Source organism: Bacillus sp. SD088 (genome assembly GCF_017355205.1).
In the GTDB taxonomy this organism is placed as follows: domain Bacteria; phylum Bacillota; class Bacilli; order Bacillales; family Bacillaceae_C; genus Lederbergia.
This window is the reverse complement of the sequence record NZ_JADIJK010000015.1, coordinates 37,481-59,945: the sequence shown is the minus strand read 5'-3', so window position 1 is coordinate 59,945 and position 22,465 is coordinate 37,481. Positions and strand designations below refer to the sequence as shown.

Here is a 22,465-nt window from a genome sequence, read left to right as displayed (position 1 = left end):
GAGATATGAATCTTACCATATCTAGTTAGAAAAATAAGAACATGGGTCTTATGTTAGTGCAATAGCTGGGCCTGTACAATAAGTCCCTAAAATGAAGGAGGAGAAGAAAAACGGCACGTCTTTCTCCTCCTTCTCCTTTTTTCGGGCTGTCTTGTGGCAGCCTTCGCAGAAGGCCCGCCACTTTCAGGAAGTTGTGGGCCGAACTCCACGTGAACCTTCTTGAGGCCCCGGAGTAGGAATCGATGGAACGTCAAATTGCCCTTGAGATTTCCAAAAACTGTCTCCACCTCGATCTTCCTCTTGGAGTAGACCTGTTTCAAGGTTTTATCTTCAAGGGCTTTTCTTGCCTTCTTTTTCACTTCTTCATATACAGGATTCCGATGGATCTACCGGTTCCGTTCCGGGGCGACATGGTACCCCGGAACGGAAAGCAACCGAAAACCGCACACCAACTTTTACATGCCTAGAAGAAGGGCTGTCACAGAAAAGCTCAGATTTCCCTGACTTTCTGGAAAGCCTCGTCTATTTTTTAGAATTGGGCAATTCTTTTACGAGATACGTTTGAATGAGCTGTGCAACTCCGTTTTCCTCATTTGATGCTGTAACGGCATTAGCAGCTATTTTAACTGCTTTTTGGGCATTGCCCATCGCGATACCTAGACCGGCGGCACGAATCATTTCCAGATCATTCAAGCTGTCTCCACAGGCGACCACCTCGTCCATTTGAATGTCAAGGAGCTGACAGATCTCCCGAATCCCACTGGCCTTGTTGATTCCGTGCGGATTGATTTCGATATTACGCGGGCTAGAATTGGTCAATTCATATCGGCCCGTTGCGTCCAGTATTTCGTGCATTTCCTGCAGACAGATGGGATCATCGCAATGAATTCCGAATTTGAGCCATGGATCTCCCTCGGGTCGTTCCAGCTGATCCGTCCAATCCATTGAAGTATATACATGATTCACAGTATATGCCCAATATCTACATTCCTTCTCCTCTGCGAGCACTTGTAATTCCTTAATCCAGTCATCCTTAAGGGTATGACGAACCAAAAGTGATCCGGGAGCTGACCACACCTCACTTCCATTGACGGAGACAAGAGGAGATTCCAGACCAAGCTGTTCTACATAAGGATTGATACTCTGGACTTCCCGTCCTGTTGCGAACATAACTACAATTCCACTCTGTATTGCTCGATGTATCCATTTAAAAGTCTCCTCAGATATTTCATGGTTGCGATTTAAAACTGTTCCATCCATATCTAGAGCGAGTAACTTATACTTTGCCAATATCCACTTCTCCTTTCATGTTAATGTTTATCCCATACTAATGACAGTAGTATCTCTATCTTAAAAGCGTTAGAGAATATGGATGGGGGATAAACTGCCTTAAACTAGCTCCAGCGCCTAACAAATTTACGATTTCTGCTTGGGTAAGTCAACATTGATTCACATCGTGCTTCTTGTATTTCAGGCTTGCTGGATGTAGCGCCAGCCTTATTTTTTTAATGCGTAAGTCGTTGGACAGGCGCTTCCGCCTTTTTGAAGTAACAGCCCGATTGATTCAACTAACAATCAGTGGAAAACCCACTGATTGAAGTTTCACTTTATCCCCATATTAATTATCAGTCTATACAATTTGTCCATGACCTTCAAACGGATAATCGATTGTGATACGTCCCGCTTGGCAGTCGCCCACACCACTGTATAGATCTGCTTTGCCATCCGGCCGCATTACAATACCCGAAGTAAATACACAATCTATTAGAGATGGCATTTTTGCAGGCCCTGGAGGGTAGCATGGACGGCTGCCAATTAGATGAACATCAGTGGCTTCGCGTGTCTCAGGGTCGAAGATGAAAGACATATTAAGATAGACCTTCACTTCTTCACCTTGAGCATCTGTATCTCGGTAACAAATATGTCCAATGATGCCGATTTTTCCACTATCTAGCAGGTAAGCCTGGTTGACCCCGCCCCATTCACCTTCTCCGAAGATTCCATCGATGTATGGGGCATGTTCAATGACATCAGCTGTAAGCTGATCCAAGTTGTCGATTACCGTAAAGCCAATCATGGATTCACTACCATATTTCCCGCGCGTTTTCTCTCCGCGTGGTCGAGAAAACACGCCAATTTTTCCATCTGTCAATTCAACTAAGCGAATATCCTTCATTTTATTTGGACCGGTTGTAAAATAATACAAATTATTAAGGTCGGTCCCGCGGTGGAAATATCCGAAGTAGGTATTCACACGTCCAGCTTCATATTGAACATGGGTGCCGCCCATAACAAGTTCGTCACCAATCAAACTGATATAAGGGTCCTCAAGTGTATAAATCATACTATCCGGCACTAGAGTCCATTCATCCTGTCCGCTTTCTTCAAAGAGGCGGACCCAAGAACGCGCCCATTCCTCGCGCCGCTCGACTCGTCCGAACAGATAGCGCTTACCATTTCTTGAAAATGGGATGGAGATGTTGTAGACGTCAAACCCCTCTACCCCGCGAAAGGTCAGGGTGGCACTATCATAAACTTTTTTCACTTCTTCAAAGTGGATTCTTTTTTCAAGTAAGGACATTTTATTCCCTCCAACTCTCTTTTTTTTCGATTCAATTTTTAGCTTGGTATTCTTCGAATTGGCGTTGATATTCAGCGACAACCTTGTCGAGACCAGCCTTCTTCATTTTATCAAGAGCTGCTGGGAACGCTTTGTCGTATTCCTGTACACCCATATAGATAGGTGTGATGCTGGCAGATGCCTCTGAGATAATGTTTGTGTATTCGGTTCTAACATCAGTAGGATCAAAGGCAAAGTTTGCGGCGACGCTGTTGACGGCATCCGGATTTGCTTCAAACAACACTTGGTTATTTTCAGGAATGCTGTTTTCCAAATCGAAACGCATAAAGTTCACGTTGCCATTCTGGGATTCGGAGCCTTTATAACCTGGACTATCATTATTGTCAGGGTCATTGATGGCTTGTATGCCTTTGTCCCCGTCTTTGTTGTAATGCTTGCCTTCGATGCCATACTGAACAAGATCGTAGTTTTCTTGACTCGCAAGCATCCAATCCATAAATTTAACTGCTTCCTCTGGATGCTTACTGTTTGTTGGAACGGCATTGCCGTTTTTAAATGTAAGTGGTCGCAGATATTCTTTATCAGGATTGAACCAAACAACTCCAATGTCGTCCACTGTTGCATCAGGATTATTCTTTTTGAGCGACTTGAGGCTGCCACCCGTACCTAGATTGACAAACCAGTCCCCATTGTCAAGTTGTGCTGAAACCTGTTCTTTCTTCATAACCAGTATATCAGGATTTGTGAGACCTTTTGTGTATAACTTTCGCATGAATTCGGCATCCTTTTTAAATTCCTCTGTCTCAATCCAGGATTTAACTTCTCCATTTTGATTTACGTAGAAAAATTTATCCCTAACAGTAAACGGAAATGAATCGTATGTGCGATGCAGAATTGTCGTATGGATGCTGACTGGGTCGAAATCTGCACTTGTTCCAAAATATGGTTTATTGGCGCCTTTCCAATTATCCATCACCGTCTCCCAAGCACTAATCAATTCATCAGGAGTAGTTGGTTCCTTAAGATTGTTCTGCCGAAGAATGTCCCGACGAATGTTAAATTCACCCTCACTTGCCATTTCCACCCAGTAGGAGGGAACAGCATAGTATTTATCATCGATTTTGGCCCCATCAAAAATGTCATCTGGAATATGTTTTTTTAAATTTTCTCCGTATTTCTCAATCGCATCACTGATATCAGCCAGAGCGCCACGGTTGTAGTAGCTAGAGAATGGTGTGCGATCCTGCATGATATGGAACAGATCGAATTCTTCGCCGGTTGATAGCATTAGATTTAGTTTCTGGTCCCAGGCATCACTCGGGATATAGACTTTTTCCACCTCGACGCCCACGCCGTCTGCAGCTAGCTTTTCATTAACTTTTTGGAAAACTTCTGCATAATCCTTTTGTTCGGTACCAGGTACGACGTATTTAATTTTTACGATTTCCCCATCTGCCTCTACTCCCTTATCAGTCGTAGCGTTTGTTGAGCTATTGGAGTTGTTGCTACTACAACCAATGAGGGATGTAATGATAAGCAAAATCATAAACATTCATGTAATATTCTTTTTCATATAAAATTGACCTCCCTAAACTTTTTGTATATAAATCCCGAAGGATTATATCAGCTTTTAACCGATCCAATGACAAGTCCCTTTACAAAATATTTCTGTAAAAATGGGTAAAGGAAAATAATGGGTCCGATTGTGACGATGGCAGTGGCCATCTTGACTGATTCAGATGGCAATGTGACATCATCTGCTCCACCTAGCATAGTCATCTCATTGATCATACTAATCTCGGATTTCAATTGTAATAGCATAAATTGAAGCGGATACAAATCCTTGTTATCGATTAGCATGATAGCATTCCACCAGTTGTTCCAGTACTCTAGTCCGTAAAAAAGCGCAATTGTGGCTAGGACGGGCTTGCAAAGCGGAAGATAGATGCGAAAAGCAATTGTTATGTCATTTGCCCCGTCGATGGTTGCTGATTCTCTTAATGAATCCGGTACCCCATTCATGAAGTTGCGTACAAGAAAGAGATTAAACGGACTGAACAGAAGCGAGGGACTAATCAGCGCCAGAAGATTGTCTGTAAGCCCAAGGGATCGGTTCATTAGATACCAAGGAACAATCCCAGCTGAGAAAATCATTGTAATAAAAAAATAGAGTGCTAGTGTATTGCGGAATTTCACGTTTTTATTAGCCAAAGTATAACCCGCCATGCCTGTGATTAGGACGGCAAGAAGGGTGCCAACAACGGTAATGAAGATCGAAACCATGTAACTTTGTATAACTTGGGACCCGCCGGTAAAAATGACCTCGTATGCATACAGAGATAACTTTTTAGGAAACAGGCTATAGCCGTTCTTCAGAATCGAGTCTTCATCTGTAATGGAGATCATCAGCACCAGTATCATCGGAAATAGACACATCGCCGAATAAAAGGTAATGCCAATATACATGATTGCTTTACTGATAGAACCTCTTCTCATTTCTACGCCTCCTTATATACATTTTTAAGCACATAACTATGCTTCCATATGTGGCATGCTGCCAAAAGCAAATGGTGTTAATAGAGAGCCCCATCCTTGAAATATTTTCTCGTAATGGTGTTGGTGCCAAAGACAAGAATAAAGCCGACCACGGATTGAAATAGACCGACTGCCATGGCCTCGGAAGGATTACCGATCTGGCGCAAGGAACGGAACACGTAGGTGTCGATGATGTCCGTCGTCTGATAGAGGGTTCCGTTATCCCCAATCAAAGCGTAGATCATTCCAAAATCACCGTACATGATCTTACCGATGGAAAGGAGAGTTAAAATCACAACCGTCGGCATCATCAAGGGAATGGTAATTTTCTTGCACATCTGCCATCGATTTGCCCCATCAATCTGGGCTGCCTCGTACAAGGTTTCATCAATTCCGGTAATGGTAGCTAGGTAAATGACGGCACTCATTCCTGCTCCTTTCCAGACATGCATAAGGGTCAGGATCCATGGCCAGACATTCGGTTCAGTAAACCAGTTGATGGAGGGTATCCCCAACATATTTAACAGTTGGTTCACAATGCCCATATCCATAGAAAAGAACGCGTAGACCACATAGCTAATAATGATCCAAGAGATAAAATTAGGGAACAGCATAACGGATTGGCTGATTTTGACGAACAGTTTCTTTCGCAGTTCGTTCAACACTAATGCGATGATGATTGCCATCAGGGTACCAAAGGTAATGAACAAGATGTTCAGGAAGATCGTATTAAAGGTAACCGTGAAGGCTTTATTGGAACGAAAGAAAAACTCGAAATTTTTAAAGCCGACCCATTCGCTATGGAAGATTCCTTTTGTATAATCAAATCGTTGAAAGGCGATCAACATATACGGATATGTCATATATCCAAAAATAAAAGTGTATATCATGGCCGGTAGGACTAATAGGTAAGAAGTACCGTTTTTTTGAATATCAAATATAAGTCCTTTTCGCCTGCGCGGCTTCTTTTTTTCCTTTTCAAATCTCTCCTTAGTTGATATTGTTTCTTCAGTTTGTGTTGTGAGTTTCATTATTGTTCAACCCCTTTCATATTTTGAAGTCTGTGATTCTTTCACTCTCTTTCACAGCGTTCTTACTTCTTCCATCGTAGGGTGGAGGCCCTTTCTTAGTCAATTTCAAAAATGCAGAAAGGCTTTCACAATGTGACGAAAACCTTTCAAAAAAGGTACATGACTTTCAATTTTGAATAAAGCGGTACTTTTTTTATCATTTTTGCTATATAGTTTAAATTGTTATCCCAAGGGCAATGGAGGAATCTTCATGCGAGTTACTCTAGGACGATTTCCCCGCTACAAAGCGTTCCAAAAACTCACAATTTCATATTTTTTACTTATTTTCATCACTGTCAGCATGCTATCGGGGATTCTCTTCTATTTATTTTCCAACAGCGCCATCAAAGAGATTGATCGCAATTCTAAGGCGATGTTGTCACAAATTAGTTACGCATCGGACGATGTCTATAATCAAGTCATGACGATCGGTAATGCCCTAATCAACGAACCGAAAGTGATCTCCTTCCTAAATGACAATAGGGAGGATAAGACGAGGAATTATCATGTCTTTCGGCAACTATCACAGATCAAGAGCGCATATCCGAATATTCATAGCATAGGGATATACCGTCCTTCTACTGATACAAATGTAGATACTTCTGGATTACCGTTTGATCCATCCTTGTATACGATCAGCGCCGAACAATATATGGAGTTTTATCCGCGTACACTGTCTATCAAAAATATTAATAACAATCGTCCGTTTCAATTTTTGACGTTTTTACTCTATCCGAACTATTCGCCACTTTTATCCGATAATCCACTTATTTACATCAATGTGGAGGAGCAGTCTATTCTGAACACGATTCGAAAAATTAGTAAAGCGGATTCGGCCAACAATGTGTTCGTGATGAACAAGGAAGGAAAAGTTCTGTCCCATACAGATTCAAACCTTTTTCTAAAGGATTTGTCCCAAGAGGACTATGTTCAGCGAATCCTCAATGATGAGAAACCTAAACATAGCTTTACTATGCCGATTAATGAGGAGAAGCACCTTGTTACATACGTGAAGTCAGTGGAAATGGATTGGTATTTTGTAAGCGTTATCCCCTATGAAAATCTAATTTCTAATATTCATGAACTACGAATCTTTACTCTAATGGTGACTGCAGCTATTGTGCTTGTCGGCCTATTGTTCTCTGTCTTTTTAACCCAAAACATGTATAAGCCTTTATCATCTCTTTTTGAAAAAATTAAATTAAGTTCTCCTTCTTCACTGAAATCCTCTGTCATTGATGAATACCAGATTTTATCGGAGGTTTTTACAACACTAGAGGAGAATGAAAAAACAATGAAATTTGTCATTAATCGATCTTCAAGGACGATTCGGAAGCATTATCTTCAAACGATTCTGAAGGGGTATACTCAAGATATAGCCGCCCCGGAAGAAATGATTCGAGATATAGATAAACAGATATCTGGTCCGTATTTTTGCGTCATGTTGTTCAAGCTTGATGATTTGGAAAAAGTAAAAGAATGGGTTAGCACGGACCAACAGTCCCTTTTGCGCTTTGCTCTCGGAAACATTGCGAACGAGTTATTGGGGAAATTTGGAACCTGTGATCTCTTAATTACAGGCGAAAATGAGGTGGTGGTGGTCAGCCAATATGAAAGAAATGAACACCCAGAGGAATTAAAAACCGCTCTGCGAGACGTACAAAGTTTCCTGAGGCACTATTTTAAGTTGACAACCTCAATCGGAGTTGGAGAAATAGTGTGTGGTAAGAAAAACATCCAACATTCTTATAGTTCCGCTCAACAGTTTGTGAAATATCGACTCATATATGGAAATGAATCAATCCTAGATGTCTCGACAACACGTCCCCATCTCATGACATCCTTGAGCTATCCGACTGATTGTGAGAAAAAGTTAATTGAGGCGATTCAATCTGGGAAACCTGAAGTGATACGGGAAAGAATTGAGCAATTTACTGTGGTGCTCTCTTCAGGTTCCTACAACCAGGTGATTACGTATAGCATCCAACTGTTACTCTCGCTGCTAAAGCATTTTGATTATCTGCAATCTTTGCCGGATACGAACTTTAATGATTATCTTGATGCAATTATGGATATTGAAGCTGCGGAGAGGATGGAGGACATTGAATTAATTGTCAGTGACTACTGTTCAAATATATGTTCCCTGATAGAAGAGAGAAACCATTGGATCAATGTGCAAAAACATAATAGCGTCATTGAGAAAGTAAAAAGCTATATCCAAGAACATTATGCAGAGCCGAATCTGTCTCTAAAGTTTGTTTCCAACATTGCAGATCTCTCACCAAGATATCTTGGCAAGCTATTCAAAGAAGCCACACAGCAGTCTTTTAGTGAGTATCTTAACCATACTCGGCTTGAGGTTGCCCGGGAACTCTTGCTTACTACAAATGAGACAGCCTCCAAGATTAGTGAATCGGTTGGAATGCATAATATTACGTACTTTTCCACCCTGTTCAAGAAAAAGTATGGAATGTCCCCCGCCACTTACCGTGAGCAGCACACTTCCATCAGAAAAATAGAATAGGGGTAAGGTCATGGGAAGTGATACTTTGACAAAGTAGATACCAGAAAAACATTGATAAATACAACAATTATTTAACTCACAAGAAATCTGTAAATAGATGGAGGACCTTTCTGAATTCATTATTAGAATTTATTACAATAAAATCCCATACATCTTATGACAATGAATGTCGAGTTCAATTGAAAGATTACCCAAAAGTGATCTTCTTAAATTTTATAAATCTACTTTTTACCGTAAATGAAGAAAACCTACTACATAAAAAACTTTGATGAAGAGAAGGTATAAGATATAATCGAAAATTACAGGATATAAATAAATTACTTGTATTATCTTCAAAAAAATTTGGAGTTCTGCGAATTATCTTCCGTTTACTTAAAAAATGTAGCATCCGTTTACAATATATGAGTATCTGCATGTTGTTTGCCTATAAAGATATTTATCTTGATATTAATGATACACTCAAAGAAACAGTTGGAAAAATATACAGAATGGTTCGATTGAAAGTGATTGGGGATAATATTCCAGAAAAATAGTCGCACAAGATATTCAAAAAGTAAAACCTAAGAATATTAATGTAGCAACATTCTTAGGTTTTACTTTTTACATTTGATTATTTACACATAATTTCTAACATTTTTTAGCATTCGGACCAAAATATGTTCTAATTCCTATAGCATCCACAATTGAATGATTCTTAACGCAGTCCACTAAAATTTTATCCCAGCAAGGATCTTTAGCGCCAAAATTATCCCAGCATCTGTCATGAGCTACACAACAAGTATCTGTTGAATTAATTGGTGCTCCTGATTACAGCCATGTTGTTTTCCGTATCTGCATTTTCCACCGCAATGTTGAGACCCACCCGGTAAGCAACCATCACCAAGCCACCAACAGCTAGGCGTTATACTATCTTCAGGCCCACTTAAATTGCTGATATCTGTTTCTGTTTTGAAATTTTGATTATTAGGTAAATCCATATCAGATTGGTTAAACATTGTATCAATTTGATCTACATCAACCTGACTGGTTATAATTTTGTCCTTCTCATTAAATTCGTAAACAAGCATTTCACTCGGATCATTATTGTTGCTTACTTGTCCATAATAGATCTTCACCTTCAATTTCTAGTCCGTTGCTCGCAATATCTCTTTATTTTCTCCGATGAGCTTGCAGCACATTGGATAAGTTCTAATATAAATTCTTTATCTGCCTTTGCTAATTCTTCATTTACCAATATTTTTTCACAAACTGATTGTAATTCTCTGACTTTACAAAAACAGGGAAGTAGATGCTCCACTTTTTCACTCCTTTAAGAAAATACTTAAAAGGTGATACTCGGATTCGAACCGAGGATAAAGGTTTTGAAGACCATGGCCTTACCAAAGAGATGGGGTGGATTAATCGTTTTGTAACTCTAAATTGAAGGAAGGAAAAAGATAATAAGCAGAAGTACAAGAATTGTCGATAAAAAAGTCACATGAAGCTTCTTTATAGTTGTAATATCTGAAGCAAACTTATTAATTATTGAAAGAACAAACCAATATATTAAAAATAAGAAATAATCAATAATTACATATAAAGTCCAGCGCCATTTTTGTATCCATTCTTCTAAAGGACTAATAACAATTAAAGTAATAATTATAAAACTGGAAATAACAAAAACAAAAAAAGAAATTATATGCATTCTATTCCAAATAGGGTGTGTTAAAATATCTTGATTTTTTTTATATTGAAATACAGTGATTAAATAAAAACAACCAATGGTAAATATAATAAATAAAATTGTCATATATACAGGTTTAAAAATCAATACTTGATTTGATGATATAGGGACTGATATATATCTTTTAAATATGTCCGCCCAAAACATTGATGCAATTAAAAACAGTAAAGTAACAACTTGGAAAAATGACCACCGAGAAAACGTCATATACACAACTCCAATTAAAAGTTAATCCGCGGTTCTATAAAATTCAAGAACCCCTTGATAGCTCGTAAAAAAAGGCTTCTTATTTAAATCTAGAGCTTTTAAATCGGCAAGCATTTCTTCTTCCCGATTATTAAATACAAGAACGAATTGCTTATTTTTACTTTTATTTATCTCTTTTATCTGATTTGGTTCTATATCAAAAAAGGTTTCTTCATTTTTAAGAATAGTTAAATTTTTAACTAATAAAGAACTATTTCCAAGTTCATCAACTAATAATAGATCGACCTTAGTATCGTATGGAACTTTTTCTAACTTTATGCCTTTAATTTCCTCTTCTGTCACTAAAGTATCATTCTCAACACTTAATCTAGGTTCCTGTTTATTTTTGTCTATCCACGAGAGGATAGGTACAAAGTTTTGTTCATCAGATAATTCCTTTATAGTAAAGGATTGACGCTTTAGTAAATCATTATCCACTGAAATATTTTTGCTTTGAACAAAATAACGATAAGTGCTTAAATTTCCCCCATTATATCGGTCACTGTCGCTAGTCTGGTCAATAGGGAAAAAGGTAAGTTCTTGCATACCATTAATATCCCATTTAATATCAATATCAATGGAAACAGATGAATGTGGTGGAACATTATACTTAATTGATTGACCCCAATTTTTAGATTTCGATAGTTTGATGTTAACAGACTTATCTCCTTGTAGAAATAACGATTGTATAATCATTTCTTCTTCTGTATTATTCTCATAGATTAACCGTCCAGAAATAAAAGATTTATTTTTAGGCAACTTCAAATAAAGAAAGTCTTCACCTTGTACTTTTTCAAATTGCTTATATTCTTCATTTGGAACAAAAGCTTTTACTTGTGTAAAAGGAACAGTGGCTGTAACAACTTCGCTAGATTGTTCTAACAAAGTGAGTTTATCAGAAATTAAGACACTTTCATTATCGGCTGTTGGCTGAAGTAAATCTATTTCACTATATGTTTCATCGGTGTTTGTTGTAGAACAACCTATAAGAAATAATAGCAGAAGTAGAATAAAAAATTTATAAACTTTCATTTAGAATTCTCCTCTTAAACAGGTAGTGCTGTAATATATATCACAGCACTACCTAAGTTCATTTCTTAATAAACATTCATTGCTGCGGTTCGTGATTCATATAAAACGCCCGAGTCTGTTGCAGTATGAATCGTAACACCCTGGTAAGGGCTTACTCCTCCTCCAGCTAGGTTAACAGAGGCCTCAGATGTAGCTGTGAATTTTCCAATAGCAGTTTTTTTCGGACCATTATTCCCTGTTGCTAAACGTCTATTTTTAATACTTGTAGTAGCAGATACAACAGTAGATATAATTTTCCCTTTTGTTGTTCCTTTACTAAAAACACCACCGCTGCGAGTGGATACTGCTGTCTTGCCTTCCGCAAGCTCACCCCATTTAGCGAATGTAGTGATCCCATTAGGATCACTAACAGATCCGAAGTCAATAGAAGCATTTAGATTTTCTGTATTTTCCCAGACTTCTTCCCAATTTATTTCGTATTCATCTGTTAATTGTTCACCTGTCTGAGCAAAAACATTACCCCCTACTAAAAAGGTCGAAGTAAATAGAGTCACGGCAAAACATAAATGTGCGGTTTTCTTCTTCATAAATATTATTCCTCCTTGAATTCATTTTTTTAAAACATATACAGTGATGTTTAAATTGTATGTTTATCCCTTCCTCCCTAAAAGGATGGAGAAAGGGGTCTTTTGAAAGGCAATTGTTTTCTTAGCATTCATTTCACTTTTTAGTTGTTTGTTATTTTAGAAACATCCAAGACTACCACCACTTACTTTTGGTGTAATTTTACCACTTACATTGAAGTAGCGAGTAGTAACATCCCAAAAAGATCCTGATGCGTGTACGTTTATACATGATCGAGACTTAACAGCACCAGCCGATGTTAGCTTGGCCAGCCATAGCCCCACTAAAAGCATATCCTGGTTGAGCGCTAGATACACTAAGGAACTTTTCAGTACCATTACAGGTCTGAACTTAAACATAAGGTGAAACGGCTACATGAAGAAGTCCTGCAAAAATTGTCATTTTGGGACTAGTATAAAATCTCCATTGCGTAGAGCATGTGGCCAATTATATTAATCAATCCTTTTATACTTCCATATTAATTAGATAATCTCCTTAATCTGTCGAGTTTTTCTTCTGCGGCCTCCTTTCCATTTTTGGAAGACTTCTATAATTAAAGACGTCATAAAGTGAAATATAGGTGCACTTTTTTGTATTTTTTTTAAAAAAATTAAAATCGGCATTATTAGAAATAAAACAGAGCTTAATTAATGGTATCGTAACTGTATTAATCTTTTAGGTTTTAGTTAAGATGCGAGAGCGTAAAATATTTTGTGTAAATGAATAGAAGCACGAAAAAAGGAAGCCCTTTTCTCATACGCATCGGACCTTAATCAATTCATTTCATGGCTGGAGGTATCAGAGAAAGACTTTTTAAGTATGGACGCTACTCATGTCACCTCTTATATCGAATATCTAAAGAAAAAGAAACTTAGCAATACGACCATCAAGCGCCACCTGTCTGTTATGAATCAATTATTCGCATACTATGATATCCTTGCAGTTCTTCCACCAGATCATGTTGAAAAATACCCCGCCTCGGACCTAAAACACAGTGATTTCATATCGACTAAAGAAATGCATCGATTACTGGAATCTGTGTAACGGCCTATTCATCCAAATCGTTCGGTTGCGAGGGATATTCTAATCCATATAAATTTTTTGAATTTTTAACAAGGTTTATAGTATCAAGCCTTAATCCATTTGCAGGTTAAGAAGGGGTGTAAAAGGATGATTACCATTAAAAATACCGCAGAACGTGAATCGTTGCCTCCGTCAACGATTCGTTATTATGATGCCGAGGGATTACTTCCGTTTGTTGAGCGTGATTCAAATGGTTACCATCTTTTTAAAGAGGAAGATCTATTTTGGATTGAACTTATTGGATGCATGCGAGAAACTGGGATGTCTATAGAAATTTTACGCCATGTCGTCCGTCTGAATATGAAAGGAGAAGACACGCTCAAGGAAAGAGTAAGTATTTTTGAGGAACATCAAGAGAAGTCACAGAACAAAAAAAGGATATTGATGAAGCCTTGGAAAAATTGAAAATCAAAATGAAAATGCTGAAAGAACCTGTTGTTCAAACCAAAGGGTGACCGAAACCATAGATTTCGGTCACCCTCTTAGATATTTATTATTTTGTTTTCGAAGCCAATGATAACAGTTTATTTTTGATTTCATCTTCATTCACACTAATAACAGCTGGGAAACCAAAAGATGTTTACAGGTCTTATTTAAATTTCTGTTCTGAATCCCATACAAGATCTCTAGTTGGCTTTGCAATGACTCCTATGGCAGAAATATCGTTATGATAGAGGCCCTGTTCGTGGGACAGTTCTATCAATTCTTAGTAAGGCCACTAACAAAAGCTTGCCTTTCTATATTTATTTTACGTTCAGCTTCAACAGTACCGTTTTGGTCTAAAATTGAAATCGTAGTTGATGATGAGGAAGCTACTGCAAAAAAACTATGCATGAAGTCATCACCTCCTTTTCATTAGCGTGTAGTATATCCGCCGTTGGCAAAGATTGTTTGGCCATTGATCCACATCAACCATCTGTTGTTAAAAATTTAATAATCGGTGCGATATCCTCGATTTGCGTTAACTGATTGTGAAGGACCTGTGATTTATGAAATGCCACTCTTTCATCTGTTTCCTGAGGATAAAAGAAAGGTGTATCCATTGGCCCGGGGCATTAATTTTGCCGCAGCAACTCGTGTAAAATGTTCAACAGGTGCCTTTAGGCCAGCATAGGTCGAATACCCATCTGTATAAGCAGCTAGTAACGATGTGACAATCGTGATAGTTTTTCCATTGTCATTCATATGCTTGACTGCTTCTTTAATAAAAAGTAGGCAGTCTTCGCATTAATACTTTGCATACTTTCATATTCTTCTTCAGAGGTTTCTGCAATCGGCTTTCGAATGACCTTTCCAGCTGTATTCGTAGCAATATCGATGTTTCCATATTGGCTCACTGCATAATCAAACAGTTCTTCCACTTTATCTGCATAGGTCAAATCACCACTGAACAGTGTCGCTTCGCCATCCTTACTTTTAATGACTTTTACGGTTTGTTCAGCCTGTTTTTTTGAGGAAGGCCTATGGTAGTGGATAATAACCTTTGCTCCTTCGCTTGCATAATTTTTACTTACTAATGCACCAAGGTTTTTACCTCCTCCTGCAATAACCACAACTTTATTCTTCAGTGTATCAAATTTAGCCACTTCTATTACCCCTTTCATTTAGTTATCTTTATGATAATCCTTCAAGTTCACTTGAAGGCAATAGAAAAAACTCTAAAAATAGATATCAGTAAATAACTAAACCGCGGTGTTTGATTTCCCGTTTTAGGATTTCGATGAAATCCAGATTTAAATTTAACCTTTTCGTAGATTATAGGATTCAAAAAGCAATTCATCGGATAGATTAGTCATCTGATAACCTCCTTCTTTAGGTTATCATCATGGTAGTCATTCAAGTAAACTTTAAGGCAATAAAAGATTATAAAAAAGCATTTTAAATTTGGAAATATGGGAGATGAGTGTTGAACAATCGGGCGCGACTGTTGAGTAACTTAGGTGGAAAATAATCAAACTTTTTTATAAAAGACAAATAGAGGCCTGTTGAAAAAGAAACCATTTTGCCCAATCTTTATTTAAAACTGGGTTTTCCTATTTATCTTAAAGCATAGGTTTGTGAGGTGTTTTTAATCAAACTTTAATTCAAAGTAACACTTGTTCTTGAAGGACAACAAGTGCACTATTCTTTAAACACATGTCCATAATGAAACACTTCTAAATTAATACTAAACTTTTTATGAGAAGGTATTGATAAGGCACTAATACAGGACATGGTCCCTATGAAGCACCAACACTTTTTTTATAAGGGTGCTTTAGTGAAACAAGCAAATAAAAAAAGTCGATTTCTTGAATTAAAAATTGACTTTTTTATAGGTGGTGAAAACTTTTTTAGCGTTGTAAATTCACACTTTGATGTTTGGTAGAAATCTTTCTCAAGTTGGCCAACTTGACTCTCCCGAATCTATCGAATTCCATACTTCAATTAAAAGTTTTCTTTGAAGTGAAACTATTTCAAAAATAATTCGCCTTTATAATTAGGATAGTCTACCTACTAAAAAAGGAGGAGATAGATAACAAAATTAATTTAAAAATTGACTCAACGTTTCAATATCATCTTCATCTAAGCCTTTTATATTTAAAATATTGGTTTTAGTTCCTGGTGATTTTTTGATCAGTACCCATTTATCATTGTACGTAACATAATCAATAAATGGATTTCAGAAATGAATAAGCATATAGAAGTAGTGAAAAGCAGAAAACTAGTAAGCTCTCATGAATATAGATTGTATTATGATAAAATAGATGAAAATAAAATACCTATCCTTATTGAAGTTAATAAAATTCAAGGTATTGATACAGGGTGGGAAACAGAAGAAAAATCAATCTATGATTTGTTTTTTTCTGTAACAGGTGAACTTTCAATGAGAGCTGGACTGCTCCATGCCGGACGAACTCAGGAAAACATAGACAGTCTTATAAAAAACGGTATTCAATATCAACATAATTTTTATAAGACGCAGATCCTGAAGCATTTTTAAGAGATGGTCTACCGAAGTTTGATTATTATATAGATGACGATATATATTTTTTTCTGATGCAACACATCGTACAGTAAGTGCGATAATGTTTAATACACCTTGGGTATACTTAAACTGGTATAAATTTTGTACTGGTTAAACCGATCCAACCTATCACAATGAAGCAACAATAAGAGAATAAAAAGGAGGTTAAGACAATGCTAGCGACAATAAAGCAAGTGGACGATGGATATATGGCTCAATTTGAGCGTCACTTTCAACATTCTGTGGACAGGGTTTGGGCGATGCTGACAGACAATCAAAAGTTGAAGCTTTGGTTTCCGGAATTATCAATTGTAGAACTACGTGAGGGAGGAAGCATTCAGTTTGATATGCAAGATGGGACATATGAAGAAATGACCATTACCTCTTATTCTCCGCAGTCTATTTTAGCATTCACATGGGCGGATGATTTGGTTCGCTTTGAGCTATACGAAGAGTCTGCAGGCTGTTTTTGTATTATGAAGGAAGAGCTTCAAACGATCACAGAGCATACCCCGCGAGATCTTGCCGGTTGGCATGTATGCCTTGATGTAATTCAAGCCTTATTAGACGGACGGGAGATCGAGACAAGAAAACAGGAATGGGAGAAATGGTACGAGCAATATCGGGATGCTGTACACAAGCTGAGCTAAAATGGAATTGAAGATAGACTAAGTGAGGGATAGCCTGAATGGCTATCCTAATTCTTGTCCTGTAATGACGATATAAACAATCAAAAATATGTTTAACACAATGATGATGGCTGTGCAAATCCAAGCAAGAACTTTGATCCACGTACGATTAGCGAATTCCCCCATTTTTTCCCTGCTGTTTGTAAAAACAACAAGCGGGACAACGGCAAAGGGAAGTTGCAGGCTTAGGACTACTTGGCTCCAAAGTAAAAGATCAGCTGTTCCACGTGAACCCGCAATCCAAGTAACGACAAATGCAGGTACTACGGCGATCAGGCGTGTGATAATTCGACGAAGCCAGGGGGAGATTTTTAACTGAATAAAGCCTTCCATCACAATTTGCCCCGATAGCGTTCCGGTTATGGTTGAGTTCTGTCCTGATGCTAGAAGAGCAACAGCGAATAAGGTACTGGCTATCCCAACTCCAACCGTCGGACTTAAAAGTCGATAGGCTTCTTCAATTTCTGAGACTTGAATTCCTTTTCCATGAAAAGCAGCGGCTCCAAGGATTAAGATCGCTGAATTGATAAGAAAGGCTACTGTCAAGGAAAAGCTAGAGTCGATGACAGAGAACTTGATCGCTTCTTTTTTTCCAGGTGTTGTTCGTTTATATTGTCGTGTTTGGACTATTGCTGAATGTAAGTACAGATTATGCGGCATCACCGTTGCTCCTAAAATTCCGAGTGAAATAAATAGCATTTCTGGGTTCACAACAATCTCCGGATCAGGGATATATCCTTTTAAAAGGGCGGAGATCTCTGGTTTAGAAGCAATCACTTCAAATACGAAGACAGCAAATATCGTGACCATTAACACAATTACAATCGATTCAATAATGCGAAATCCTCTTTTTTGTAATAATAATAGTAATAAGACATCCAATGTTGTAATCAAAATACCAGCGAGCAATGGGATACCAAAAAGCAAGTTCAAGGCAATGGCTGACCCAATGACTTCAGCTAAATCTGTCGCAATAATAGCAAGCTCGGTTAGAATCCACAGCACAAAAGAGAGCTTTTTACCTGTTGCATCTCGTGTTGCTTGAGCCAAATCTCGTCCTGTCACAATCCCGAGTTTAGCGGACAATGTTTGTAAAAGAATCGCCATTAAATTAGCAATGAGGATAATGGACAGTAATGTGTAACCAAATCGTGCTCCACCTGCAATAGAAGTGGCCCAATTACCAGGATCTACGTATCCAACAGCCACAAGTGAACCAGGGCCGGCAAAAGCAAAAAACTTTCTCCAAAAACCGGCATTTTCCGGGATGCGGACAGAGTTATTCACCTCTTCTAAGCTACGATTAGAACTATGCTGCAACCAACCACGACGTGAGTTTGATGATGGATCATGTTCGTTCAAGTTACCACCTCATAAAATATGCGATAGGGAAAGTAACTTTCCTTAGGGCAAATGTTGTAGTATAAATACCTTCAGAATTTCTATCATATAGATATAATACCCATTTAATGAATTTTTAACATCTGCCTATAAGATTTTAGTGAGGGGGAATGAAGTTTGTGGCATGTAAGGAGCTGCGAGGAGAGCCCCACAGCTCGGGAACTTTTGGGGCAGGCAATCTCTTTCTTAGCAAGTCCTCTTTTCGCCAATGACTCGTATTCTTTTATAATCAGCTAGCCATTGCCCATTTCGGAACATCGTTGCCTGTAGATGGTTTTCCGTACCTTGGATAAGCTCGTCCTTTTCGTCTGTGGTTAATCCCTTGAAAATGGAATCGCCAAACATATTAAGCCATTTTTTTAATCCGTCTTTCCCCTCCAAAGGAGTTGGACGATCAAAATGCTGAGCAAAAGTTACGTGGAACCCCGCTTTTTCCATTAAAGTTGTATATTCTCCAATGCTAGGGAAATACCAAGGAATTCGTCTTTCCCCCTCTTTAATTTCATTCTTTTGAAACTGAAGAAGTAGAGCATCGACAATTTTTTGTACATTGCCTTTCCCTCCAAACTCTGCGATCAATCGTCCGCCGGGGACTAAGGCTTTATATATAGAGGAAAGAACTTCTTCGGGAGGTTGAATCCAATGCAAAGTAGCATTAGAGAACACTGCATCAAACTCGTCCTGGTACGGGAGGGAGCGCGCATCCTCTACTTTAAAAGGAATATGGGGATATTTCTCTTTTGCTTCTGCAATCATGTTGCTGGATTGATCGACCCCAAAGACTCGAGTCCCTAAATCAGTAATTTGCTGGGCTAAATCCCCAGTGCCACAGCCTAGATCCAAAATTCTCTCTCCATTTTTCGGGGCTAATAATGTTATAATACTTTCCCTAAACTTTGATACAAACGAATGACTTTGATCATATAGTTTTGAATTCCACGCATCATGAGCGTTTTTCATCTCTATTCTCCTCCTCTTCCCATTTTGTAATGATATTATATCGATTAAGCTCTATAATGAAAATAAACAATTTTAGTTGTAATACATAACAGTTTGTTATCGGAGTGGATGGATCGTGGAGATAAAATGGATAAAAACCTTTTTAGCAGCTGCCGAATATGAAAACTTCAGAAAGGCATCAGAGCAGTTGTATTTGACACAACCTGCCGTGTCTAAACATATTAGGCAATTGGAGAAAACGCTCCATACAGCTTTATTTAAAAGGGAAGGGAAAGGAGTCACTCTTACCGCGGCAGGATTTATATTTCTCCCGATCGCAAAGAAAATCTCGGAGACGTTTGACCAAGGAATGGATGACTTTGAATCCTGGAAACAAGGATATACTCGCAAACTGACAATGGTAGCGGCACCGCAAATTGCTTCATCCTTTTTGCCCACATTATTGCGTTTATTTATGGAGCGACATCCAGAGATAGAAGTTATGATTCATGTTTTGAAATCATATGATATTGGCGAAGAAGTAAGCGCGGGAAGAGCAGATATCGGATTAACAAGAATTCAACCGATCCAGCCAAACATACGTTATGAAATGATTCATGAAGAGCGAGTGCTTTTAGTAGGGAGTCCATTTATGCCACAAAAGGATAGTGAGAATGAGACGAATGCTCTCCAGACTTATCGGCTAATTACAGATAATCACCCAGACTATTGGGATGATCTATTACCGCTCATTAAAGGTTTTTATCCACATGTACAAACAATGCCAGTCCATCAAATAGAAGGAACGAAGCGATTTATTAAGGAAGGGCTTGGTGTTTCCTATTTACCTTATTCCATGGTTAAGGATGAATTAGAGCTAGGAGGGCTGAAGGAGATTCCATCTATTTATATCCAACCGCCGACTTCTAAAACTTATTTGATCTCGAAGGTGGACACAGAGGAAGCCCAATTATTTTCTCGGTTTTTAAAAGCGATGGTGTCCAGGCTATAACGTGTGGCATCATTTCGAAAGGTGGTTTTAAAGTGACAAAAGCAATTATATTCGATTTAGACGGGACATTATTGAATCGACAAGCATCTGTCGAAAGGTTTATTCATCATCAATATGAACGGTTATATGAGTCTCTCTGTCATATACCAGAGAAACAATATATATCCAGGTTCATAGAGCTAGATGATCGCGGATACGTATGGAAGGACAAGGTCTATCAACAAATGGTCGAGACATTTTCTATCAAAAAAGTAACTTGGGAAGAGTTGTTAGCTGATTATGTTAGTAATTTTCATAAGTATTGTGTCGCTTTTCCCAACCTAATTCCCATGCTTGAACAATTGCAAGGTAGCCTTTCGCTTGGTATGATCACGAATGGAAAAGCGACATTTCAGCTAAAAAATATTCGAGCATTAAACATTGAAGCTTATTTTAGCTCGATTTTGATATCTGAATGTGAAGGGATCAGTAAACCAGATCCAAGAATCTTTCAAAAGTCTGCCAATGAATTGGAGCTACCTATAAGTAATTGTATCTATGTAGGAGATCATCCCAGCAATGATGTCAAGGGGGCGCAAGCTGTTGGAATGAAAGCGATTTGGAAGAAGGACCCCTATTTTGGAGAGGTAGAAGCCGATTATATAATAGAGGATTTAGCGGAAATTCCACTTCTATTAGGGATTGGGGAGTAGAATGCTAGAAACGCGAGAAGCTGTGCTCCAATGTATTCGACAAGACTCTTGGATGATGAAGATTTTAAAAAATGCTCAAACTCTCGAACTGCCTGATTGGTGGATTTGTGCTGGATTTGTCCGCTCAAAAATATGGGATCAATTGCATAATTTCTCTGTCCGTACCCCACTTGCGGATATCGATGTGATTTATTTTGATTCAGCTGCTACAGATGAGCGCATCGAAAAAGAGTATGAAAAAAGGCTAGCAGGATTATCTCCCCATATCCCTTGGTCTGTTAAAAATCAAGCAAGGATGCATCAGGTAAGCAAGATGTCACCATATGCTTCGAGTGTTGACGGAATGGCAAAATTCCCAGAAACGGTAACAGCTTTAGGAGTCAAACTCGATGAAAAAGGGGAAGTTGTGTTAATGGCGCCATGGGGTTTAGACGATGTGCTGAAAATGGAAGTCAGACCCACAAAATATTATACAAAAAATAGTGGTAGGGAAGCCATCTATGCCCAGCGTATCGCTGCAAAGAATTGGGCGGGGACTTGGCCTTATTTAAAGATATTTGATACAGATGGAAAACTCATAAGTGACTAATAGGATGAAAAAAGATTAGAGATCTCTACAAATTTTGGTAAATTCGAAGAACAAGTAGAGTATTTCCTCGCAAAATAAGGAAAGGAGCAATTATGAGCATATTGCTCCTATAGAAATATTTACTGTTCTTTGGTTTCCTGTAAAAAGGCTTCTTCCTCTTCCGAGCTCAAAATACCTGTTGCTTCTCCAATTGTGCCTCCCTGTAATTGCCAAATCGCATTATGGTCTTGGTCCACTTTAGAAAAGTCATCTTCTCGCCATCGTTCTAAAATTTCCCTATAAACATTCTTATTCTTTAAATCTGCTTTATCTAAACCTTGCCATAACCAGTCAATACGCTCAGAAGTAATTTCATAAAAACCCCACTTCTCATCAGCAATGACCTTTTGATGGGACATTTTATGAAGGTAATTTCGATAATCTTCGTCTGTTAACTCCTCTTGTGTACTATTTTTCCCGAAAGGATTGGGAGCCTCTGTGTCCACTTTCACTACTTCCTCTACTTCAGAAGTTGAAGCAGCACGGACCTCTGTTCCTCTCCTTTCCTTGTTTGTTTTATCGGCTGATTGAGATGAATCTGTGTATACAAGGATAACGAAAATTCCCACCATAACAACGATAAGTCCAATTGCGGACCAAACGATCTTTTTATACACGCAATAAATCCTCCTTTAGCAAAATAAAGTATAATTGCATAATCAGCTTTTAAAGGGTTTCTTCT

21 protein-coding genes and 2 pseudogenes are annotated in these 22,465 nt (G+C 38.3%); 8 read left to right on the top strand and 15 right to left on the bottom strand.

The window, feature by feature from the left end; genetic code table 11:
• Positions 1-86 precede the first annotated feature (86 nt).
• The 6 genes from IPU53_RS14195 to IPU53_RS14170 all read right to left on the bottom strand — a co-directional run bounded on the left by IPU53_RS14195 (position 87) and on the right by IPU53_RS14170 (position 6,147).
• Positions 87-386: a transposase gene (locus IPU53_RS14195; RefSeq protein WP_313886499.1), complete on the bottom strand. Its 300-nt coding sequence runs from the start codon at positions 384-386 to the stop codon at positions 87-89.
• A 136-nt stretch (positions 387-522) separates the two neighbouring features.
• On the bottom strand, positions 523-1,290 hold the full coding sequence (locus IPU53_RS14190) for a Cof-type HAD-IIB family hydrolase (protein WP_207451681.1): 768 nt from the start codon (positions 1,288-1,290) through the stop codon (positions 523-525).
• A 340-nt stretch (positions 1,291-1,630) separates the two neighbouring features.
• Complete coding sequence (locus tag IPU53_RS14185) at positions 1,631-2,581, bottom strand: MTP-1 family protein (RefSeq protein WP_207451680.1); 951 nt, start codon at positions 2,579-2,581, stop codon at positions 1,631-1,633.
• A gap of 31 nt (positions 2,582-2,612) precedes the next feature.
• Positions 2,613-4,133, bottom strand: a complete 1,521-nt coding sequence (locus IPU53_RS14180) for an extracellular solute-binding protein (RefSeq protein ID WP_207451679.1) — start codon at positions 4,131-4,133, stop codon at positions 2,613-2,615.
• A gap of 71 nt (positions 4,134-4,204) precedes the next feature.
• Positions 4,205-5,077, bottom strand: coding sequence for a carbohydrate ABC transporter permease (locus IPU53_RS14175; protein WP_207451678.1), 873 nt, complete (start codon positions 5,075-5,077; stop codon positions 4,205-4,207).
• A 77-nt stretch (positions 5,078-5,154) separates the two neighbouring features.
• Positions 5,155-6,147, bottom strand: a complete 993-nt coding sequence (locus IPU53_RS14170; protein WP_207451677.1) for an ABC transporter permease — start codon at positions 6,145-6,147, stop codon at positions 5,155-5,157.
• A 250-nt stretch (positions 6,148-6,397) separates the two neighbouring features.
• Here IPU53_RS14170 and IPU53_RS14165 point away from each other — a divergent pair, with 250 nt between their 5' ends.
• Positions 6,398-8,710, top strand: a complete 2,313-nt coding sequence (locus tag IPU53_RS14165; protein ID WP_207451676.1) for a helix-turn-helix domain-containing protein — start codon at positions 6,398-6,400, stop codon at positions 8,708-8,710.
• A gap of 767 nt (positions 8,711-9,477) precedes the next feature.
• On the opposite strand, the gene IPU53_RS14160 is transcribed toward IPU53_RS14165, so the two are convergent.
• The 3 genes from IPU53_RS14160 to IPU53_RS14150 form a co-directional block, all read right to left on the bottom strand.
• Positions 9,478-9,831 (bottom strand): hypothetical protein, encoded by a 354-nt coding sequence (locus IPU53_RS14160; RefSeq protein ID WP_207451675.1) that lies wholly within the window; start codon positions 9,829-9,831, stop codon positions 9,478-9,480.
• An 830-nt stretch (positions 9,832-10,661) separates the two neighbouring features.
• The gene (locus IPU53_RS14155) at positions 10,662-11,711 is read right to left on the bottom strand and encodes a hypothetical protein (RefSeq protein ID WP_207451674.1); all 1,050 of its coding nucleotides are present in this window, start codon (positions 11,709-11,711) and stop codon (positions 10,662-10,664) included.
• 65 nt (positions 11,712-11,776) lie between these two features.
• On the bottom strand, positions 11,777-12,298 hold the full coding sequence (locus IPU53_RS14150) for a hypothetical protein (RefSeq protein WP_207451673.1): 522 nt from the start codon (positions 12,296-12,298) through the stop codon (positions 11,777-11,779).
• Positions 12,299-13,058: 760 nt separating this feature from the next.
• Between IPU53_RS14150 and IPU53_RS25645 the strand changes: the two genes are divergently transcribed.
• Positions 13,059-13,379, top strand: a complete 321-nt coding sequence (locus IPU53_RS25645; protein ID WP_207451761.1) for a site-specific integrase — start codon at positions 13,059-13,061, stop codon at positions 13,377-13,379.
• A gap of 126 nt (positions 13,380-13,505) precedes the next feature.
• Entirely contained in the window at positions 13,506-13,823 is a 318-nt protein-coding gene (locus IPU53_RS14140) for a MerR family transcriptional regulator (protein ID WP_242698304.1), read from the top strand.
• A 294-nt stretch (positions 13,824-14,117) separates the two neighbouring features.
• Here IPU53_RS14140 and IPU53_RS25295 read toward each other — a convergent pair whose 3' ends face one another.
• The 3 genes and pseudogenes from IPU53_RS25295 to sda form a co-directional block, all read right to left on the bottom strand.
• Positions 14,118-14,252: a hypothetical protein gene (locus IPU53_RS25295; protein ID WP_278253288.1), complete on the bottom strand. Its 135-nt coding sequence runs from the start codon at positions 14,250-14,252 to the stop codon at positions 14,118-14,120.
• A 171-nt stretch (positions 14,253-14,423) separates the two neighbouring features.
• Positions 14,424-15,022, bottom strand: a pseudogene (locus IPU53_RS14135) (SDR family oxidoreductase).
• A 67-nt stretch (positions 15,023-15,089) separates the two neighbouring features.
• A pseudogene (gene sda, locus IPU53_RS25640) lies at positions 15,090-15,161 on the bottom strand (sporulation histidine kinase inhibitor Sda); the annotation flags it as partial.
• A gap of 922 nt (positions 15,162-16,083) precedes the next feature.
• Here sda and IPU53_RS14125 point away from each other — a divergent pair.
• Both IPU53_RS14125 and IPU53_RS14120 read left to right on the top strand, forming a co-directional pair.
• Complete coding sequence (locus tag IPU53_RS14125) at positions 16,084-16,398, top strand: hypothetical protein (RefSeq protein ID WP_207451672.1); 315 nt, start codon at positions 16,084-16,086, stop codon at positions 16,396-16,398.
• A 197-nt stretch (positions 16,399-16,595) separates the two neighbouring features.
• A complete protein-coding gene (locus IPU53_RS14120) occupies positions 16,596-17,072 on the top strand; it encodes an SRPBCC family protein (RefSeq protein ID WP_207451671.1) in 477 nt (158 codons plus the stop codon).
• 42 nt (positions 17,073-17,114) lie between these two features.
• Here IPU53_RS14120 and IPU53_RS14115 read toward each other — a convergent pair whose 3' ends face one another.
• The gene (locus IPU53_RS14115; protein ID WP_207451670.1) at positions 17,115-18,473 is read right to left on the bottom strand and encodes an Nramp family divalent metal transporter; all 1,359 of its coding nucleotides are present in this window, start codon (positions 18,471-18,473) and stop codon (positions 17,115-17,117) included.
• A gap of 225 nt (positions 18,474-18,698) precedes the next feature.
• Positions 18,699-19,472, bottom strand: a complete 774-nt coding sequence (locus IPU53_RS14110; protein WP_207451669.1) for a class I SAM-dependent methyltransferase — start codon at positions 19,470-19,472, stop codon at positions 18,699-18,701.
• A gap of 115 nt (positions 19,473-19,587) precedes the next feature.
• On the opposite strand from IPU53_RS14110, the gene IPU53_RS14105 reads away from it, so the two are divergent.
• The 3 genes from IPU53_RS14105 to IPU53_RS14095 are packed head-to-tail and all read left to right on the top strand — an operon-like array spanning position 19,588 to position 21,744.
• Positions 19,588-20,463, top strand: a complete 876-nt coding sequence (locus IPU53_RS14105) for a LysR family transcriptional regulator (RefSeq protein ID WP_207451668.1) — start codon at positions 19,588-19,590, stop codon at positions 20,461-20,463.
• 32 nt (positions 20,464-20,495) lie between these two features.
• Positions 20,496-21,155, top strand: coding sequence for an HAD family hydrolase (locus IPU53_RS14100; protein WP_207451667.1), 660 nt, complete (start codon positions 20,496-20,498; stop codon positions 21,153-21,155).
• A 1-nt stretch (position 21,156) separates the two neighbouring features.
• Complete coding sequence (locus IPU53_RS14095) at positions 21,157-21,744, top strand: nucleotidyltransferase family protein (RefSeq protein ID WP_207451666.1); 588 nt, start codon at positions 21,157-21,159, stop codon at positions 21,742-21,744.
• A 119-nt stretch (positions 21,745-21,863) separates the two neighbouring features.
• On the opposite strand, the gene IPU53_RS25455 is transcribed toward IPU53_RS14095, so the two are convergent.
• Positions 21,864-22,400 (bottom strand): DUF6241 domain-containing protein, encoded by a 537-nt coding sequence (locus IPU53_RS25455; protein WP_207451665.1) that lies wholly within the window; start codon positions 22,398-22,400, stop codon positions 21,864-21,866.
• Between the last annotated feature and the right edge of the window lie 65 nt (positions 22,401-22,465).

Excerpts from the sequence above, each read along its gene's own strand:
- IPU53_RS14185 (WP_207451680.1), bottom strand. The coding sequence starts at position 2,581 with ATGTCCTTACTTGAAAAAAGAATCCACTTTGAAGAAGTGAAAAAAGTT.
- IPU53_RS14180 (WP_207451679.1), bottom strand. The coding sequence starts at position 4,133 with ATGTTTATGATTTTGCTTATCATTACATCCCTCATTGGTTGTAGTAGC.
- IPU53_RS14175 (WP_207451678.1), bottom strand. The coding sequence starts at position 5,077 with ATGAGAAGAGGTTCTATCAGTAAAGCAATCATGTATATTGGCATTACC.
- IPU53_RS14170 (WP_207451677.1), bottom strand. The coding sequence starts at position 6,147 with ATGAAACTCACAACACAAACTGAAGAAACAATATCAACTAAGGAGAGA.
- IPU53_RS14165 (WP_207451676.1), top strand. The coding sequence starts at position 6,398 with ATGCGAGTTACTCTAGGACGATTTCCCCGCTACAAAGCGTTCCAAAAA.
- IPU53_RS14155 (WP_207451674.1), bottom strand. The coding sequence starts at position 11,711 with ATGAAAGTTTATAAATTTTTTATTCTACTTCTGCTATTATTTCTTATA.
- IPU53_RS14150 (WP_207451673.1), bottom strand. The coding sequence starts at position 12,298 with ATGAAGAAGAAAACCGCACATTTATGTTTTGCCGTGACTCTATTTACT.
- IPU53_RS14140 (WP_242698304.1), top strand. The coding sequence starts at position 13,506 with ATGATTACCATTAAAAATACCGCAGAACGTGAATCGTTGCCTCCGTCA.
- IPU53_RS25295 (WP_278253288.1), bottom strand. The coding sequence starts at position 14,252 with ATGCATAGTTTTTTTGCAGTAGCTTCCTCATCATCAACTACGATTTCA.
- IPU53_RS14125 (WP_207451672.1), top strand. The coding sequence starts at position 16,084 with ATGAATAAGCATATAGAAGTAGTGAAAAGCAGAAAACTAGTAAGCTCT.
- IPU53_RS14120 (WP_207451671.1), top strand. The coding sequence starts at position 16,596 with ATGCTAGCGACAATAAAGCAAGTGGACGATGGATATATGGCTCAATTT.
- IPU53_RS14110 (WP_207451669.1), bottom strand. The coding sequence starts at position 19,472 with ATGAAAAACGCTCATGATGCGTGGAATTCAAAACTATATGATCAAAGT.
- IPU53_RS14095 (WP_207451666.1), top strand. The coding sequence starts at position 21,157 with ATGCTAGAAACGCGAGAAGCTGTGCTCCAATGTATTCGACAAGACTCT.